The sequence below is a fragment of the Plantactinospora sp. CNZ320 genome, assembly GCF_002846275.1.
In genome coordinates, this window is the sequence record NZ_PJMP01000001.1 from 3,884,383 (window position 1) to 3,899,257 (window position 14,875).

At 70.6% G+C, this 14,875-nt stretch carries 18 protein-coding genes; 7 read left to right on the forward strand and 11 right to left on the reverse strand.

Translation table 11 applies throughout. The features are described 5' to 3' along the window. Positions 1–19 precede the first annotated feature (19 nt). From CLT71_RS17050 to CLT71_RS17065, 4 genes are all read right to left on the reverse strand, one after another. Complete coding sequence (locus tag CLT71_RS17050) at positions 20–745, reverse strand: uracil-DNA glycosylase (RefSeq protein WP_101367982.1); 726 nt, start codon at positions 743–745, stop codon at positions 20–22. Between the two features lie 49 nt (positions 746–794). After that, positions 795–1,484 carry a dienelactone hydrolase family protein gene (locus CLT71_RS17055; protein WP_101367983.1) on the reverse strand — a complete coding sequence of 230 codons (690 nt, stop codon included), beginning with the start codon at positions 1,482–1,484 and terminating at the stop codon, positions 795–797. Between the two features lie 208 nt (positions 1,485–1,692). Continuing rightward, complete coding sequence (locus tag CLT71_RS17060) at positions 1,693–2,697, reverse strand: hypothetical protein (protein ID WP_101367984.1); 1,005 nt, start codon at positions 2,695–2,697, stop codon at positions 1,693–1,695. Next, positions 2,694–3,026 carry a PadR family transcriptional regulator gene (locus CLT71_RS17065; protein ID WP_101371525.1) on the reverse strand — a complete coding sequence of 111 codons (333 nt, stop codon included), beginning with the start codon at positions 3,024–3,026 and terminating at the stop codon, positions 2,694–2,696. Before CLT71_RS17065 ends, CLT71_RS17060 begins: the two co-directional genes overlap by 4 nt. An 88-nt stretch (positions 3,027–3,114) precedes the next feature. Here CLT71_RS17065 and CLT71_RS17070 point away from each other — a divergent pair, with 88 nt between their 5' ends. Next, positions 3,115–3,546, forward strand: coding sequence for a hypothetical protein (locus CLT71_RS17070; protein ID WP_101367985.1), 432 nt, complete (start codon positions 3,115–3,117; stop codon positions 3,544–3,546). A gap of 104 nt (positions 3,547–3,650) precedes the next feature. Here CLT71_RS17070 and CLT71_RS17075 read toward each other — a convergent pair whose 3' ends face one another. The 4 genes from CLT71_RS17075 to CLT71_RS17090 form a co-directional block, all read right to left on the reverse strand. Beyond that, positions 3,651–3,989: a cupin domain-containing protein gene (locus tag CLT71_RS17075; RefSeq protein ID WP_158242250.1), complete on the reverse strand. Its 339-nt coding sequence runs from the start codon at positions 3,987–3,989 to the stop codon at positions 3,651–3,653. Positions 3,990–4,236: 247 nt separating this feature from the next. Beyond that, entirely contained in the window at positions 4,237–5,094 is an 858-nt protein-coding gene (locus tag CLT71_RS17080; RefSeq protein ID WP_101367987.1) for a cytochrome c oxidase assembly protein, read from the reverse strand. Next, positions 5,094–5,666 (reverse strand): DUF2243 domain-containing protein, encoded by a 573-nt coding sequence (locus CLT71_RS17085; protein ID WP_101367988.1) that lies wholly within the window; start codon positions 5,664–5,666, stop codon positions 5,094–5,096. The genes CLT71_RS17080 and CLT71_RS17085 overlap by 1 nt, the downstream gene beginning before the upstream one ends. 190 nt (positions 5,667–5,856) lie before the next feature. Next, positions 5,857–7,389 (reverse strand): DHA2 family efflux MFS transporter permease subunit, encoded by a 1,533-nt coding sequence (locus CLT71_RS17090; RefSeq protein WP_101367989.1) that lies wholly within the window; start codon positions 7,387–7,389, stop codon positions 5,857–5,859. A gap of 188 nt (positions 7,390–7,577) precedes the next feature. On the opposite strand from CLT71_RS17090, the gene CLT71_RS17095 reads away from it, so the two are divergent. Further along, positions 7,578–8,057, forward strand: a complete 480-nt coding sequence (locus CLT71_RS17095) for a MarR family transcriptional regulator (protein ID WP_101367990.1) — start codon at positions 7,578–7,580, stop codon at positions 8,055–8,057. Here CLT71_RS17095 and CLT71_RS17100 read toward each other — a convergent pair. Continuing rightward, positions 7,945–8,973, reverse strand: coding sequence for a class I SAM-dependent methyltransferase (locus tag CLT71_RS17100; RefSeq protein WP_101367991.1), 1,029 nt, complete (start codon positions 8,971–8,973; stop codon positions 7,945–7,947). The two genes, CLT71_RS17095 and CLT71_RS17100, sit on opposite strands and share 113 nt — an antisense overlap. Positions 8,974–9,167: 194 nt before the next feature. Between CLT71_RS17100 and CLT71_RS17105 the strand changes: the two genes are divergently transcribed. The 3 genes from CLT71_RS17105 (at position 9,168) to CLT71_RS17115 (ending at position 11,268) form a co-directional block, all read left to right on the forward strand. Continuing rightward, positions 9,168–10,046, forward strand: a complete 879-nt coding sequence (locus CLT71_RS17105; RefSeq protein ID WP_486483689.1) for a helix-turn-helix domain-containing protein — start codon at positions 9,168–9,170, stop codon at positions 10,044–10,046. Continuing rightward, the gene (locus CLT71_RS17110; RefSeq protein WP_101367992.1) at positions 10,039–10,227 is read left to right on the forward strand and encodes a DUF397 domain-containing protein; all 189 of its coding nucleotides are present in this window, start codon (positions 10,039–10,041) and stop codon (positions 10,225–10,227) included. The genes CLT71_RS17105 and CLT71_RS17110 overlap by 8 nt, the downstream gene beginning before the upstream one ends. Positions 10,228–10,308: 81 nt before the next feature. Next, positions 10,309–11,268, forward strand: coding sequence for an SDR family oxidoreductase (locus tag CLT71_RS17115; RefSeq protein ID WP_101367993.1), 960 nt, complete (start codon positions 10,309–10,311; stop codon positions 11,266–11,268). A gap of 43 nt (positions 11,269–11,311) precedes the next feature. Here the strand turns inward: CLT71_RS17115 and CLT71_RS17120 are convergent, their stop codons facing one another. Together CLT71_RS17120 and CLT71_RS17125 are read right to left on the reverse strand one after the other, a co-directional pair. Beyond that, positions 11,312–11,746, reverse strand: a complete 435-nt coding sequence (locus CLT71_RS17120; protein WP_101367994.1) for a GNAT family N-acetyltransferase — start codon at positions 11,744–11,746, stop codon at positions 11,312–11,314. Positions 11,747–12,139: 393 nt separating this feature from the next. Beyond that, positions 12,140–12,898 carry an SDR family oxidoreductase gene (locus tag CLT71_RS17125; RefSeq protein WP_101367995.1) on the reverse strand — a complete coding sequence of 253 codons (759 nt, stop codon included), beginning with the start codon at positions 12,896–12,898 and terminating at the stop codon, positions 12,140–12,142. 77 nt (positions 12,899–12,975) lie between these two features. On the opposite strand from CLT71_RS17125, the gene CLT71_RS17130 reads away from it, so the two are divergent. Next, positions 12,976–13,425, forward strand: a complete 450-nt coding sequence (locus CLT71_RS17130; RefSeq protein ID WP_101367996.1) for a MarR family transcriptional regulator — start codon at positions 12,976–12,978, stop codon at positions 13,423–13,425. Between the two features lie 251 nt (positions 13,426–13,676). Continuing rightward, entirely contained in the window at positions 13,677–14,849 is a 1,173-nt protein-coding gene (locus CLT71_RS17135; protein WP_101367997.1) for a methyltransferase domain-containing protein, read from the forward strand. Positions 14,850–14,875 lie beyond the last annotated feature (26 nt).

A 14,875-nucleotide genomic window follows, 5' to 3' on the forward strand; every position in this document is an offset into this window, starting at 1 on the left:
GCACCGCCCCCCTGAGCCGCTAGCGGTCCTCGTCGAGCCCGGCCAGGTGCCGGGCCCGGGCGAACACCTCGTCCAGCATTGTCGGTGTGAGCCGCCCGGTAAAGGTGTTCTGCTGGCTGACGTGGTAGCAGCCGAGCACCTGCGGGACGGCCTCGTCCAGCGACCAGTGTGCCCCATGCCCGAACGCGGGTCGCGGGGTGGGCGGTCGCACGCCGTACACCTGGCGGAGCACCGGCCACCACGCCGCCCAGGCGAACGCACCGAGGGTGACCACGACGCGCAGGGTGGGCCTGATCAGTTCGATCTCCCGGTGCAGCCAGGGGGCGCAGGTGTCCCGCTCGGCCGGACTGGGCTTGTTCTCCGGCGGGGCGCAGCGGACCGCGGCGGCGATCCGGGTGTGGCGCAGCGCGAGTCCGTCGTCGGCGGCGACGCTCGTCGGCTGGTTGGCCAGACCGGCCCGGTGCAGCGCGGCGAAGAGCACGTCACCGGAGCGGTCACCGGTGAAGATCCGCCCGGTCCGGTTGCCGCCGTGCGCGGCCGGGGCCAGCCCGAGGATGGCGATCCGGGCGTCGGGGACACCGAAGCCGGGGATGGGCCGGCCCCAGTACTCCTGGTCGCGGAAGGCGGCCCGGCGGACGGCGGCGACCTCCTCCCGCCAGGCGACGAGCCGGGGGCAGGCGAAGCAGTCGGCGACGCCCGCGTCCAACTCGGCCAGGTCGCCCGCCCGCGCCGCGCGGTCGAGCACCTCCGAGGGGGTATGCGAGCGCGCGGCCGGGCCGGCGGGGCGGTGCCGTTCAGCCAAGTCGGGCCCGGAAGAGTTCCAGGGTACGGGCCCAGGCGCTGGACGCGGCCCGCTGGTCGAAGACCTCCGGCCGGTCGTCGTTGAAGAACGCGTGCCGGGTACCGGGGTAGTCGTGGGTGACGCAGTCGCCGCCGGCCGCCTCGATCGCCTGGCGGGCCGCCTTGACTCCCTCGGCGGTGGAGGTGCCGTCCTCCTCGGAGCAGTGGATCACCGCGGTCTTGCCCGTGTAGTTGGACCACTCGGGCCGCATCCGCTCCCAGGGCAGCACCGGATAGAAGCCGGCGGTGGCGACGATCCGCTCGGAGAGCGTCGCCGACCAGAGCGCGAGGCTGCCGCCGGCGCAGAAGCCGACGCAGCCGACCGTCTCGCCGCTGACCTCGGGCCGCTCCGCCAGGTAGTCGGCGGCACCGGCGATGTCCCGGGCGGCCTGGTCCATGGCCAGACCCAGCAGGAGCTTGCCGGCCTCGTCGGGCTCGGTGGTGGAGGCACCGCGGTAGAGGTCGGGGGCGAGCGCCACGAAACCGGCCTCGGCGAACCGGTCGGCGACCGATGTGATGTGTGGCACCAGTCCCCACCACTCCTGGATCACGATGACGGCCGGGCCGGTCGCGCCGCCCGCCGGCAGCGCCAGGTAGCCCTCGCTGGTTCCCCCGTTACTCCGGTAACTCACCATCTCGCCCATCGGTGGCCCTCCTGTCGGTCAGTCATCGTTGGCTGGTCGCACAGTTTCACCCACCCAAAGTCCGGTGGTCCGGGGCTTGCGTGCCGGGTGTTCGGGTAGCGTGCCACGCCGGGCGAGGGGACGGAAGCCAACAGCGACGTGGCGTACACCTCCTGTTGCACAGGTGTACGCCACGTCGTCGACCGCCCCGGGGGAGCGGGTTCGCGGTCTAGTTGGTCGAGGTGGGAGTCGGGGTCTGCCCGCCGCTCGGGGTGGCCGTCGGCTCGGCCGTCGCGGCCGGCTCGGGCGGGCTGGTCGACTCGGCCGGTGCGGTCGGCTCGGTGGCTGGCGGGGAGGTCGGCCCGAACCGGAACGGCGCACCCTGCGGGCAGTACGGGTACGGCTGCCGCATCGGGTCGACGTAGTCCGGACCGGGCACGATCTGTTCGCGCGCCTCGGCGCACCACGGGTGGCCGAGCCGGATCGGCTGGCCGTTCTGGTCGAAGAGGCGTACCCCCTCCAGCAGCCGGCCCTCGCCGTCGTAGACGTAGACGTCCTGCACTCCGGAGTACTGGTCGGTGTAGACCTCCTGGTAGGGGATCGGGTTGCCGCCACCGCCGGCCCGGTGGTCCAGATCGACCAGGCCGGCCAGGCCGAAGAGGACCAGCACGGCCGCGCCCAGGTTGAGCACCAGCCTCGGGCGCGGGCCGAGCCGCTCGGTGCGCCGGCCGAGCCAGATCGAGCCGGTGACGGTGACGGCGAGCAGCAGCAGCGCGGCCAGGCTGCTGCCGCCGAGCCGGGGCAGCAGGCCGAACGGGGTGCCGGTCAGCATGACGGTGATCAGCATCGCGGCGAGGTAGCCGCGCAGGACCCACCAGGCGGGGCGGAGCAGCCGGAGGAAGTCGCTGAGCCGGGTGTAGCCGACGACGGGGCCGAGCCGACCGTCGACGGCACGGAGCCGGTCCCGGCCCTTCCGGACCGCCGCGCCGATCCGCTGGTCGAGGTTGACGGCGCCGGCCGGCGGGGTGACCCCGGCGGCGGCACGCAACTCCATCGCGTACGCCTCGGGCGGGCCGAGCCGCTCGTAGAGCGATCCGTCCGCCTCGGCAGCCACCTCGGTCAGGTGCTCGGGCAGGTCTTCGAGCAGCTCGTCGCGGACCAGCGGCGGGAGGTCGGCCAGTGCCTCGCGGACCTGCCCGACGTACCGGGCGATCTCCTGCTCGGTGCCGGTCATGCCGCGATCCCCTCGTCGTCGAGCAACGTGTCCATGGTGATGGCGAAGGAACGCCAGACCTTACCGGACCGGCGGAGCTGGTCCCGCCCAGCCGGGTTGAGCGCGTAGTACTTGCGGTGCGGGCCCGACTCGCTGGGCACGACGTAGGTGGTGAGCAGGCCGGCCTGGAAGAGCCGGCGCAGCGTGCCGTAGACGGAGGCGTCGCCGATCTCTTCGAGGCCGGCGGCGCGGAGCCGGCGCATGATGTCGTAGCCGTAGCCGTCCTCGTCCTTCAGGACGGCCAGGACCGCGAGATCCAGCACGCCTTTGAGCAACTGGGTCGTGTCCACGTCGGCGATACTACTGTTCAATGCGGAGTACCGTCAACGCAGCAGTAGTGGCGCCGATAGCGTGGCGCATGGGCGCTATCGTGTCGCCGTGCCCGCCGAGACCGATCTACTGCGCCGTCTCACGGCCGCGACCGGGGTGTACCGGGGCCGGGGCGACGGCCCGGAGAGCGGGCCGTTCGTAGCACGGATGGTGGTGGCCGCCGCGCTCGACGGACGTGCCGCCATCCTGGACTACGAGGCGACCACCGACAGCGACGGGCTGCGCCACGTCGAGCACAGCGTGCTGGTACTCGGTGCCGGCGGTCGACTCGAACTGCACGTCGCGAGCCTCGAACTGCCCGGCATGGTCTGCTTCACCCAGCGCTCCCCCGGGCAGTTCACCGCGTACGAGGGACCCCTGCTGGCCCGGATCGTGCTGGCAACGCCGCACCCCGGGGCGATCAGCTACGCCTGGTGGTGGTCCCGGGACGAGCGCGAGCCCCGGGAGCAGTCCCGCGCCGACCTGTTCCGCACCGGCTGAGCCCTCGGCACCCAGCGCCGGGCGTCGCCGGCTTTCCGGCCCGGCCGGCTGGGCACTACCCGGCACGGAGACTGTCGAGCTGCTCCGTCCTGTGCGCCCGGCCGCTACTGCGTGACCGGCATGTTCGCCATCTCCAGCACTACCGCGGTGACGTCCTCCACCGCCCTGGTGGCGTGGTCCTCGCCGGCCCGCCACACGACGGCCTGTCCGGCACGGATCTCCTGCCACTCACCACCGCCAACCTGCACCGCCCCATGACCCGCAGTGATCATCATGAGTTGATCTACCGGTGCGGTGTGCCGCCCTATCTCACCACCCGCTGCGACATGCAGCACAGTGACAGCGAGCGCCTCTGCACGCACCAACGCCCGCGCGGTCACGCCCACACTGCCGAAGGCATCCACCGGCCTGCCGGTCGGCCCATCGAACGAGACAATCTCCACACCCACACGATAAAGATCGTGTTCCCCCGGTCGAACTCCGCCTCAGCGACTTGACGAGGCCCATCGGAACACCCCCGGGACAGCGCAGACCGGGCGGCGCAGGCCCGGGCGCCGCCCGCCCTGGAGTGTGTCGTGCCGTCGGCGCGGTCTCCTCGGCGTCTGCCCCGTCTCTGCACCCAGCTCGACAGCCTACGCGCGGCACCCTGGCCCGCCGCCGCCACAGACGCCGCGACCACCACGCCGGTGATCAGCCGAGTGCGCTGCCGCCGGTTGGAACCCGGGCGACGGCTCGCCGGGCCGGTCGAGCGCCGGGGCGCGGACGGCGTACCGGGCGCCAGGTGGCGACCAGGGCGGCGGCGAGCAGCAGTTCGGCGATGTCGCCGCCGTAGTACATGATCTCGGCGCCCGTCCGGACCTCGGCGGCGGGCGCGGCGATCTGCACCCAGTAGCCGCCGTAGATCAGTTGCGAGACCACGGCGTGCAGCGCGATGCCACAGCCGAGATAGACCAGCCGGGTGGGCACGCCGGGCCGGGCAGGCGCCGGATCGGGCCCGGCGATGACGTGCGCGAAGAGGCAACCGGCGAGCAGGAAGTGCAGGTGCAGCAGCCAGTGCCCGGCCGGATGGCTCGTCGCGGTGTCGTAGAGCGGGGTGAAATACAGCGGTACGAGGCTGCCGGTGGAGAGCAGCCAGGCGGTTGCCGGGTGGGTCAGCACCCGGGCGGGTCGGCTGTGCAGCAGCCCCGTCAGCCGCCGGCCCTGCCTGGCGGGCAGCGTACGCAGCAGCAGGGTGACGGGGGCACCGAGCACCAGGGCGAGCGGGGCGTACATGCCGACGAGCAGGTGCGCGACCATGTGGCCCCGGAAGTCGTGGTGCGCCAGGGTGGCGACCGGCGGCAGCACCGCCACCGCCAGCAGGAGCAGCCCGACGCCGAAACTGAGTGTTCGCCACCCGCTCCAGCCCAGCGCCGGGTTGCGCCGCCGCGCCCGGTGGGCCAGGTGCAGATAGAGGGCGGCGCTGAGCAGCAGCACGACGACGGGCAGCACCACGCCGGGCACGGAGATGCCCGCCCCGTGACCGGGCAGGTGGTGCTGGTCGTGGTCCATCAGGCGTTCCGGCGCGCCTGCCCGCCGGTCGGCGCGTCGGTTCCGGACACGGGGTCGAACGAGCGGCCGCCGCGCTGGAGCAGCCAGCCGCCGGCGACCAGCAGCGCACCGAGGACCAGGAAGGCGATGTCCCACCAGAGCTGGTTGGGGCCGGGATAGACGTGGTGGATGCCGAGGATGTGGTGGTCGAGGATGCCCTCGACGAGGTTGAACAGCCCCCAGCCGACCAGGATCCAGCCCCACAGGACGCGGGAGGTCCAGACCCGGCGGCGGTGGTGGGTCACCCGGGAGTAGAGGATGGCCAGGCCGATCAGGACGGCCAGCCAGCACACCGTGTGGAAGATGCCGTCCCACAGGGTGTTCATCTCCAGCCCGGGTACGGTCTTCGGGTCGTAGTACCGCACCCCGACGTTGTCGGTGTCGGTGCTGCTGAGCAGGTGATGCCATTGCAGGACCTGGTGCAGCAGGATGCCGTCGACGAATCCGCCGAGCCCCACCCCGAGCACGATCCCTGGCAGCCTGAGGCTGGCCGGCCGGGCATCGACCCGCTCATCGCCCATGGTGGTGCTCATCGCCTCCGCCTCCGTCCCTGGCCGCCGTGCCCTCCCAGGTACCCGGACAAGGCGGAAGTAACCATGTGGAAGACGCCGATTCGTCCCCGGCAAGCCGGCGCGGACGGCGAAGCCCTCCCGCCGATCCGGCGGGAGGGCTTCGCGTTGCCCGGAGCGACGCTCCGGTGCGGTCGATCAGTGCGTGCGGTCGTCAGTGCATGACGACCGGGACGGGCATCTCGCCGTCCGCCGGCGCGGCCGGCTCGATCCGCTTGCGCGGCAGCAGCAGCGCCGGTACGACACAGAGGACGATCAGCACCAGCGCGATCACGTACGTGTTGCTGAACGCCTCGGCCAGCGACGCCTGCCCCTGGGCGAGTACCTCCGGCGGCACCTGGTCGCGCGGCACCTGCCCCTGGGTGACCGCGCTGTACGCGGTGGCCGCCTGGCTCTCCAGCACCCGGTTGGTGAGGATCACCGACATCACGGCGGTACCGATGGAGCCGGCGGTCTGCTGGACGATGTTCATCATCGTGGAGCCCCGGGCGACCTGCTGGTGGGTCAGGCTCGCCATCGCCGCCGACATCATCGGCATCATGGTCATGCCCATGCCCATGCCCATCACGAACAGGCCCCCGAGGAGCAGCCAGTACGAGCTGTCCGCGGTGATCTGGGTGAACGGGGAGAGCCCGAGGGCGATCAGCACCATTCCGCCGAGCACCAGCTTGCCGGGGCCGATCCGGTCGGTCAGCCGCCCGGCGATCGGCATGGTGAGCATCGCGCCGATGCCCTGCGGCGCCAGCAGCAGACCGGCGTCGAGGGTTCCCTCGCTGCGTACCTGGAGGAAGTAGCTGGGCAGCAGCAGCATCGCGCCCATGAACGCCACGGTGAAGAGTGTCATCGTGATGACCGAGACCGTGAGGTTGCGGTTCCGGAACAGCTTGAGGTCGATCAGCGGGTGGTCCTTGCGCAGGGCGTGGAACACGAACGCGAGGATCAGCAGCAGGCCGGCGATCGCCGGTACCAGCACCTTGGCGGCAGCCACGGTGCCCTCCTCCGGAATGGAGGAGACGCCGTAGAGGAAGAGCGCGAGACCCGGCGAGAGCAGCAGCATGCCGAAGAAGTCGAACGACTCGGAGGGATGCGGCTCGTCCCTGGGCAGGATCCGCAGCGCCAGGATGAAGGCGACGATGCCGACCGGCACGTTGATCAGGAAGATCCAGTGCCAGGAGGCCGCCTCGATCAGCCAGCCGCCGAGGATCGGGCCGCCGATCGGGCCGAGCAGCATCGGTACGCCGAGCACGGCCATCACCCGGCCGACCCGGTGCGGACCGGCGGCGCGGGTCATGATCGTCATGCCGAGCGGCATCAGCATGCCGCCGCCGAGACCCTGGAGGGCCCGGAAGACGATCAGCGGACCGATGTCCCAGGCCACACTGCACAGCGCGGAGCCGCCGAGGAAGAGCACCAGGGACATCAGGTAGAGCCGCTTCGTGCCGAACCTGTCGGCCGCCCAGCCGGTGATCGGAATCACCGTGGCCAGGGCCAGCGTGTAGGCGGTCATCGTCCATGCGACGGTGGCGTAGCTGGCGTCGAACTCGCGCTGGAAGGTCGGTATCGCGACGCTGACGACGGTGACGTCGAGGATCGACATGATGGCGCCGAGCACCACCACACCGGCGACTCTCAGGACGCCGGGATCGAGCTTGTCGCTCCCGGCGTCAGGTTGGACGGCCACGGACATGTGGCTCGCTCCTCTCCCCCGTGGACATAAAGTTAGGCTGACACTAACAGTTCGCTTGCAGCGAAGTATCCTGGGGCTGGCGCTTCCCTGATAGCCTCCGCTGACCGCTGGCGGCAGAGCCGCATCGCGGCCGACCGTTGCCGCCGTTTCGCCGACCGTTGCCGCCGTCTCATGGCCTGGAGGGATCGATGGGTGACCGAAACGATCTCATCGCCCAGATCATGGAGACGCAGCGGGACATGCAGCACAGCTTCGCCAACGACCCGGCGAATCCACTCTTCACGCTGCATCTGACACTGCCGCAGCTCAAGGTGCTGCTGGTGCTCTCGGCGCACGGCAGCATCGCAGGTCAGGACCTCAGCACGGCGATGGGTGTGAGCCTGGCCACCATGACCGGCATGGTGGACCGACTGGTCGCACAGGGCCTGGTCACCCGCCGCGAGGACCCGCACGACCGCCGGGTACGCCGGATCGAGCTGAGCGAGCCGGGGCGCGACCTGGTCGACCGGTTCGTGACGGCCGGTGCGGAGAAGATGCGCCGGATTCTCGACCGGCTCACCGACGACGAGTTGCGTACCGTCGCGCAGTGCGGCGCCATGCTGGTGAAGGCCATCGCGGATGACCCCGAACCGCCGGTGGGCGGCTGCGTCGGGTTCGGGGTCGGTTAGCCGACTTCCGTATCGGCCTCTCCCGCCGGGCGCTGACCCGGCCGGCCGCTGACGCGAGCAGGGACGTACCGGCGGTGGTCGCCGAGACGACCGCAGTGTCGACGAAACCGTGCGCCGACAGCGTCGCCGGCAACTGCCTGACCAGCTCCGCCACCCGGGTCGCCGCCGGCGGTTCGTAGCAGAGATAGAGCCCACCGTCCGGCTTCAGCAGCCGGCGGAGCACTGCCAGCTCGGCCGCTGGTGAACGGGTCCAGAACAGGTTGACGTTTATCGCGAAGATCCTGTCGAACCGCCCACCGTCTGCGCTGAACCCCGCCGGCCCACCCGCCTCCGCCAGGGCACCGAGGTCGTCCAGTGTTCCGAGGTCCTCCAACGCGCCGAGGTCCTCCAGTGCGCCGAGCCGGACGACCGCACGCCCCGCCGAGATGTGGTCGAGGTTGCGCCGCTCCGCCTGCCGGACCGCCGCCGCCGAGCGGTCGATCGCGGTGATCCGGCCGCCGACCAGCCGGTCACAGACCAGTGACACCGCCACCCCGTTGCCACAGCCGATCTCCAGGAAATGGTCGTCCGGCGCCACCCGCAACAGGTCGACCGCCCACCGCAGCCGTTCCGGTACCGCCGACGCCCGCACCATCAACGGACTGTACGACGCCGCCAGCCGCAACCGTGGCGTGGCCCAGGCCAGGAACCGGGCGTACATGGCGGTCGGGTCGGGGCCGGGCTGCGGGTTGAGCCGACAGAGGTCGTCGATCGCCTCCTGGAGCACAGTCGCCAGGTAGACGTGCAGGGCGACCGGATCGGCGGCGTACTCGATCACCAGGGTGGCCCGGGCGACCGGGCAGGGCCAGGGGCGGACACAGGCCCGGCAGAGCCAGATCGGCCGCTGCGGCAGGTGTGGGCGTACGACGGACGGCACCGTGACCTCCCGATCCCGGAAGGGGCCGCCGCGCTCCGCCGCCCCGCCTGTGCAGGAGTCTGGCCGGCAATGTCCGTGTGGTCAGCAGTATGGCGCGCGATTTGCCGGAAAATATTGACATCGATACACGCTGCTCGATATCGCTGTCTCGTTCCAGACGTTCGAAACTGTCCAGTGGGGAAGGGGAGCGGATCGTGGGCGACCGCGCGTCATCCGTACCGCAACGTCAACTCGGCCGGCATTTGAAGATCGCCCGGGAGGAAGCCGGGATCAGCCTCGAACCGGCGGCCAGGATGCTGGAATGGTCCCGCGCCCGGATGTACCGGATAGAGCGCGGCGAGACCACCGTACGGACGCACGACGTCGAGGCGATGTGCCGGCTCTACGGCGTGACCTCGAAGATGACGAACGTCCTGCTCAGCCTCGCCAAGGAGTCCAAGGCCAAGGGCTGGTGGCACGCGTACGGCGAGGTCATCCCCTCCTGGTTCCAGCTCTACGTCGGCATGGAGGCGACCGCCTCGCGGATCCGCCAGTTCGAGTCGTCGCTGATTCCCGGCCTGCTGCAAACCGCGGATTACGCCGCCGAGATGATCCGGACCAAACCCGGGGTCACCGAGCAGGAGGTCGCCAGCAAGGTGGCGCTGCGACTCGAACGGCAACGGATTCTGACCCGCCGCCAGCCGAAGGCTCCCGATCTGGAGGTGATCGTGGACGAGGCGGTGCTACGGCGTCCCATCGCCGACCGCGACGCCTGGGTGGCCCAACTCGCCCACCTGGCGAACAGCAACCGCCTTCCCTCGGTCACCGTCCGGGTGCTGCCCGCCGCAGCCGGTCCACATTGGGCTTCGATGACGAATGCCTTTTACATAATTGATTTTCCGGCTTTCGGCACTCGGCCGCCCGAACCGACGACGATCTATAGCGAGAACCTCACCGGCGCGCTCTACCTGGACAAGCCGACCGAGGTCGCGGTCTATGATCAGGTCTGGGGACGACTCAACGAGCTGGTGCTCAGCCAGGAGGAGTCCGAGGATCTGCTCGCCACCATCGTCAAGGAGGCTGTCGATGACTGAACCGCCCGCGCCCATCTGGCGGAAGAGCACCCGGAGTGGGGCGGAAGGTTCATGCGTCGAGGTCGCCGACCTGCCCGGCCGGGTGCTGGTGCGGGACACCAAGGACCGGGAGGGCGGCACGCTGGCGTTCCGGTCCGTCGCCTGGCGATACTTCCTCGCCGGGTTGCCCGGGCGGCGCTGAGCGCCGGGTCACCCGCGATGCGGGCGGCACCGGCAGTCGCGTCGCCCCCACCGGCAGCGCCCCGGCATCGATAATGATCGTATGCCGCACCGTGCACCTGACATCGACGTACCCGATCTGACCGGCAAGCTCGCGGTGGTGACCGGGGCCAACAGCGGGATCGGGTTCGGCGTGAGCCACCGGCTCGCCCGGGCCGGCGCGGAGGTGATCCTCGCGGTACGCGACGAGGCCAAGGGCGAGCGGGCCGTCGCCGAGATCCGCGCCGAGGTGCCCGGCGCCAAGCTGAGTCTCCAGCACCTCGACCTGGCGTCGCTGGCCAGCATCGCCGCCTGCGGCAGCGCCCTGACCGAACGGGGGCGGCCGGTCGACATCCTGGTCAACAACGCCGGGATCATGACGCCGCGTCCCCGGGCGCTTAGCGAGGACGGGTACGAACTCCAGTTCGCCGTCAACCATCTCGGACACTTCGCGTTGACCGGTCACCTGCTCCCGCTGCTGCGCGCCGCCGGTGCCGCCCGGGTGGTGTCGATCAGCAGCCTGATGAGCCGGCTCGGGCGGTTCGACTTCGACAATCTCCAGGGTGAGCGTCGCTACCAGCCGCTGCGCGCGTACGGCGTCTCCAAGCTGGCCGTCCTGATGTTCGCCCGGGAACTCCAGCGCCGCAGTACGGCCGGCAACTGGGGCATCCTCAGCAACGCCGCCCATCCGGGTGCCGCAGTCACCAACCTCCAGGTGACCGGCCCGACCCATGGCGGGGGTTCGCTGCGGCTCAACCGGATCCGTAACCGGCTCATCTACCTCGTACCCGGAATCTGGCAGGACGGCCCGTCCGGTGCCCTGCCGGCGGTCTTCGCCGCGACGAACCCGGCGGCCGAAGGCGCCGGATACTACGGCCCGGACGGCTACCGCGAACTCCACGGTGGACCCGGCCCGGCCAAGCTTCCCGCCCGGGCGCTGGACGAGGCGACGGCGGCCCGGCTCTGGCAGGTGTCGGAACGGCTCAGCCGGGTGCGCTACCCCGATCCACATCCGGCCGACTGAGCGTTTGGTGCGCCCGGGCGGCGCGGAGGCGGCTCTGGCTCGGCTACAGCGGCATCGCGTACACGATGAAGTCGCGGAATTCCGCAACCTGGTCGTAGAGCCTGCGGGCGGTGTGGTTGTGCTGCTGGGTGTGCCAGTAGAGCCGGGCACACTCCCGCTTGCGGGCCCACCCCTCGACGGCCGAGATCAGGGCTCGGGCGACGCCCCTGCCCCGAGCGTCGGGGGCGGTGAACAAGTCCTGCAGGTAGCAGACGTCGGCCGAGGTCGTGCTGGGATGCACGAGGAAGTGGGTGATGCCGGCCAGCCGGCCGTCGAGCCGGGCGCCGAGTGCATGGACCCGTTCGTCCCGCTGGAACTCCCGCCAGGCGTGGTCGTAGTTTTCCGCTGGCCAGGTACGCCCGTAGAAGGCGTTGTAACCGGCGAACAGTTCCTCCCAGTCGCGGCGGTCGTCGGGGTGCAGTGGCGTGACGCTGATCAAGGTGGTCCCTTCGGATGTCGTGCAAACGAGTCCGCAGCGAGGTCGGGTCACGGTCAGGTGTCCGATGACACCGCCGGTTCCGGGTGGGGGCGAGACTCCGCGCCGGCCAACCAGTGTCGGACGGCCCGGACAGCGACGCGTCCACGGTCCGCGGCGGCCGTGACAGGTGTATGCCGACGGTGGCGGCGGCAAGCTCCTCGGACCGCCACCACGGCGCCATCCTGTGGAACGTCACCGCCGCCGCCACCGGCCCGCCCGCAAACGATCATGTGCAAACGGTACGAAGCCAGCCGACCCGGGTCGAGATCCAATGCTGGCACCATGGCCTCGTCCTGGCGTGCACCCGCCAGGCGCACGCCAGCGTGTTCACCTGCGGATACGGCTGGGATGATCTCATCGGACGAGTTCCCGGCCACCCGCCAGCGAGAGCGTCTGTCCGTTGACATGGCCGTTCGCCGCCGAGGCAAGATAGGTGATCGCGGAGGCGACGTCTTCGGGTGTGCAGATGCGGCCGGTGGGGGTCTTCGCTGATTCCGCTGCGACCGCTTCCGGCCCCAGGAACGGAGCGTTCAAGGCCTTCTCGGTGAGGGTGAAGCCGGGGCGCACGATGTTCGTCAGGATGCCGTGCCGGGCTTCCCGGACGGCGAGCACCCGGGCGGCGGTCTCGAGCGCTCCCTTCGCCGTGGCGTAGGCGACTGGTCCCGCCATGGGTTGCTCGACGATGTCCGTCGACACGGCGACGATGCGTCCCCAGCCGGCGGCACGCATGGCGGGCAGCGCCGCGTCGATCAGAGCAGCCGGGCCGACCATGTTGACGGCCAGCGCCGTGCTGAGCCCGCCGATCTCGTCGGCGTCGAACTCGGGCCACTGCACGGCGTTGGCGATCAGCACCGAGACCGGTCCAAGACGTGCGGTGATCTCCTCGATGACGCCCTGCACGGTGCTGAGGTCGCCGTGATCCAGTTGGACGGCGCAGGCTCGGCCGCCCGCTCGGGTCACAGTGTCGACCACATCCATGACGCCGTCGTGATTGCTACGCCAGGACAGGGCGACGGCAGCACCCTCGGCGGCCAGTTGCAGTGCCGTGGCTTTGCCGATGGCGCCGGAGGCGCCGGTGACCAGGGCGACCTTGTTCCTCAGACCAGTTTTCAACGTAACTCCATAGTCGGCTATAGGTTAGCCGACTATGGATCAGTGGAGGATGGCTTGTCAACTCGTACACTCCCCTGGTGGAACTCGCGGATGTCCTGGCCACCAACAAGAGCCTGGTCAAGGTGGCCCGGCTGTACCGGAGCGCGCAGAACGACGCGCTGAGCGGGCTTGCCCTGCACCCGGGGCAGGACGTCCTGCTGTGGATGCTGGGCCAGGAGCCCGAAGGCGTGACAGTCTCCGAGATCGCCGCTCGGCTCGGCGTGGAACAGCCCACCGTGACACGCAGCCTCAGCCGTCTCGAACAGGGCGGCTGGTTCGTCAGGGAATCCGTGCCGGGTGATCGGCGCGTCACCCGTATCCGGTTGACCGAAAAGGGCCGGGCGGTGATCCCGGAGATCGAAGCGGTCTGGCGCACTCTCGCCGAGACCGCAACCACCGGAATGGCGGACGACCAACGGGCCGCGTTGATCGAACTGCTGGAGAAGGTACGCGAAAATCTCCTCACCCTCACCGCCGAGACAGAGTGAAAGCGGGACGGCTGGCTCCACAGCCGGTGCCGGTCCCGGCGGCGCCGATCAAGTTGCTATCCTGCTCGCCATGAACTTCTTCTTCCTCGCCTGACGCGACCGCTGGCGGGTTGCGGACAACCCCTCGCCAGCGATGCGGGGCGGCGACCTGTCGCCCCGAGTCGCGACGTGGGAGAAGATCGAATGATCTTTCGGTTGCCGGCGCGTATGCGCGCCGGGGCCACACCGCGTCCTGGCACCGTCGTCACGTCGTGACGGCCACGCGCCTGGTGGCGCGGACGGTGCGGGGCATCGAGCCGGTGGTGGCCGACGAGATAGCAACACTGGGAGTGGGCCGGGTCAGCGCGATCGCGCACCGCGAGGTGTGGTTCGACAGCGTCGATCCCGGTCCTGAAATACTTGAACTGCGCTGCGCCGACGACGTCTTCCTGGTCGGCGCGGTGGTGTACGGGATCGGCCGGAGCCGGGCCGACCTGCGGATGCTGGGCAAGGCCGCGACGGCGCTGCCGCTGCGGGAGATGCTGACCGGGTGGCGTCGCTGCCGTGGCGCTGCCCGACAACCGACCTCCAGCATGCGCGACCGCCGGCTTTCCGGGACAGACGGGCCGGCACCGCTGTCCGGAACGGACGAGTGGGCACCACTGTCCGGCACGGATGGGCCGGTACAACTGTCCGGAATCGACGTCTCCGCGTCGTTCCTGGGGCGGCGCAACTTCACCCGGTTCGATTTGGAGGACGCGGTCGGCGAGCCGATCGCCGCCGCGCTCGGGCTGCCGTACCACAGCCGACGGGACGGGGTCGCGCCACCGCCGGGCGGACTCTCCTGGCGGATCGCCCTCGTCGACGACCGAGCGCTGGTGGCGCTGCGGATCGCGGACCGGCCGCTGCACCGCCGCGCGTACCGTCGGATGTCCCGGCCGGGCAGCGTGCATCCGCCGGTCGCCGCCACACTGGTCCGGCTCGCCAGGGCGCGGGACGGCGACCGGCTCCTCGATCCCTGCTGCGGTGCCGGGACGATACCGGTCGAAGCGGCTCTCGCCGGTCAGAGCCTGTCCATCGTGGGCAGTGACATCGACCGAGCCGTCGTCGCGATCGCCGCCGACAACGGCCGGGACACACCCGTCGGCTGGGTGGTCGCGGACGCCGGCCGGATCCCACTGTCGGACGACGCCGTCGACCTGGTGCTCACCAACCCGCCGTGGGACCGGCAGGTGCCGTTCGCCGGCGTCTTGGCCGGGCAACAGCGGCGGTTCTGGACGGAGCTGCGCCGGGTGCTACGCCCGAACGGCCGCGCGGTGCTGCTGCTCTCCGACGTGGACGGCCAGTTACCCGATGTGGAGGCGAGCGGGCTGGCCCTGCGGCAGCGGTATCCGATCAGCCTCTCCGGCACCCACCCGGAGATCGTCGTCCTGCGGGCACGGTAGTACGGCTGCCAGCGTAAACGGGCTGA

Excerpts from the sequence above, each read along its gene's own strand:
- CLT71_RS17055 (WP_101367983.1), bottom strand. The coding sequence starts at position 1,484 with ATGGGCGAGATGGTGAGTTACCGGAGTAACGGGGGAACCAGCGAGGGC.
- CLT71_RS17060 (WP_101367984.1), bottom strand. The coding sequence starts at position 2,697 with ATGACCGGCACCGAGCAGGAGATCGCCCGGTACGTCGGGCAGGTCCGC.
- CLT71_RS17080 (WP_101367987.1), bottom strand. The coding sequence starts at position 5,094 with ATGGACCACGACCAGCACCACCTGCCCGGTCACGGGGCGGGCATCTCC.
- CLT71_RS17085 (WP_101367988.1), bottom strand. The coding sequence starts at position 5,666 with ATGAGCACCACCATGGGCGATGAGCGGGTCGATGCCCGGCCGGCCAGC.
- CLT71_RS17090 (WP_101367989.1), bottom strand. The coding sequence starts at position 7,389 with ATGTCCGTGGCCGTCCAACCTGACGCCGGGAGCGACAAGCTCGATCCC.
- CLT71_RS17095 (WP_101367990.1), top strand. The coding sequence starts at position 7,578 with ATGGGTGACCGAAACGATCTCATCGCCCAGATCATGGAGACGCAGCGG.
- CLT71_RS17110 (WP_101367992.1), top strand. The coding sequence starts at position 10,039 with ATGACTGAACCGCCCGCGCCCATCTGGCGGAAGAGCACCCGGAGTGGG.
- CLT71_RS17115 (WP_101367993.1), top strand. The coding sequence starts at position 10,309 with ATGCCGCACCGTGCACCTGACATCGACGTACCCGATCTGACCGGCAAG.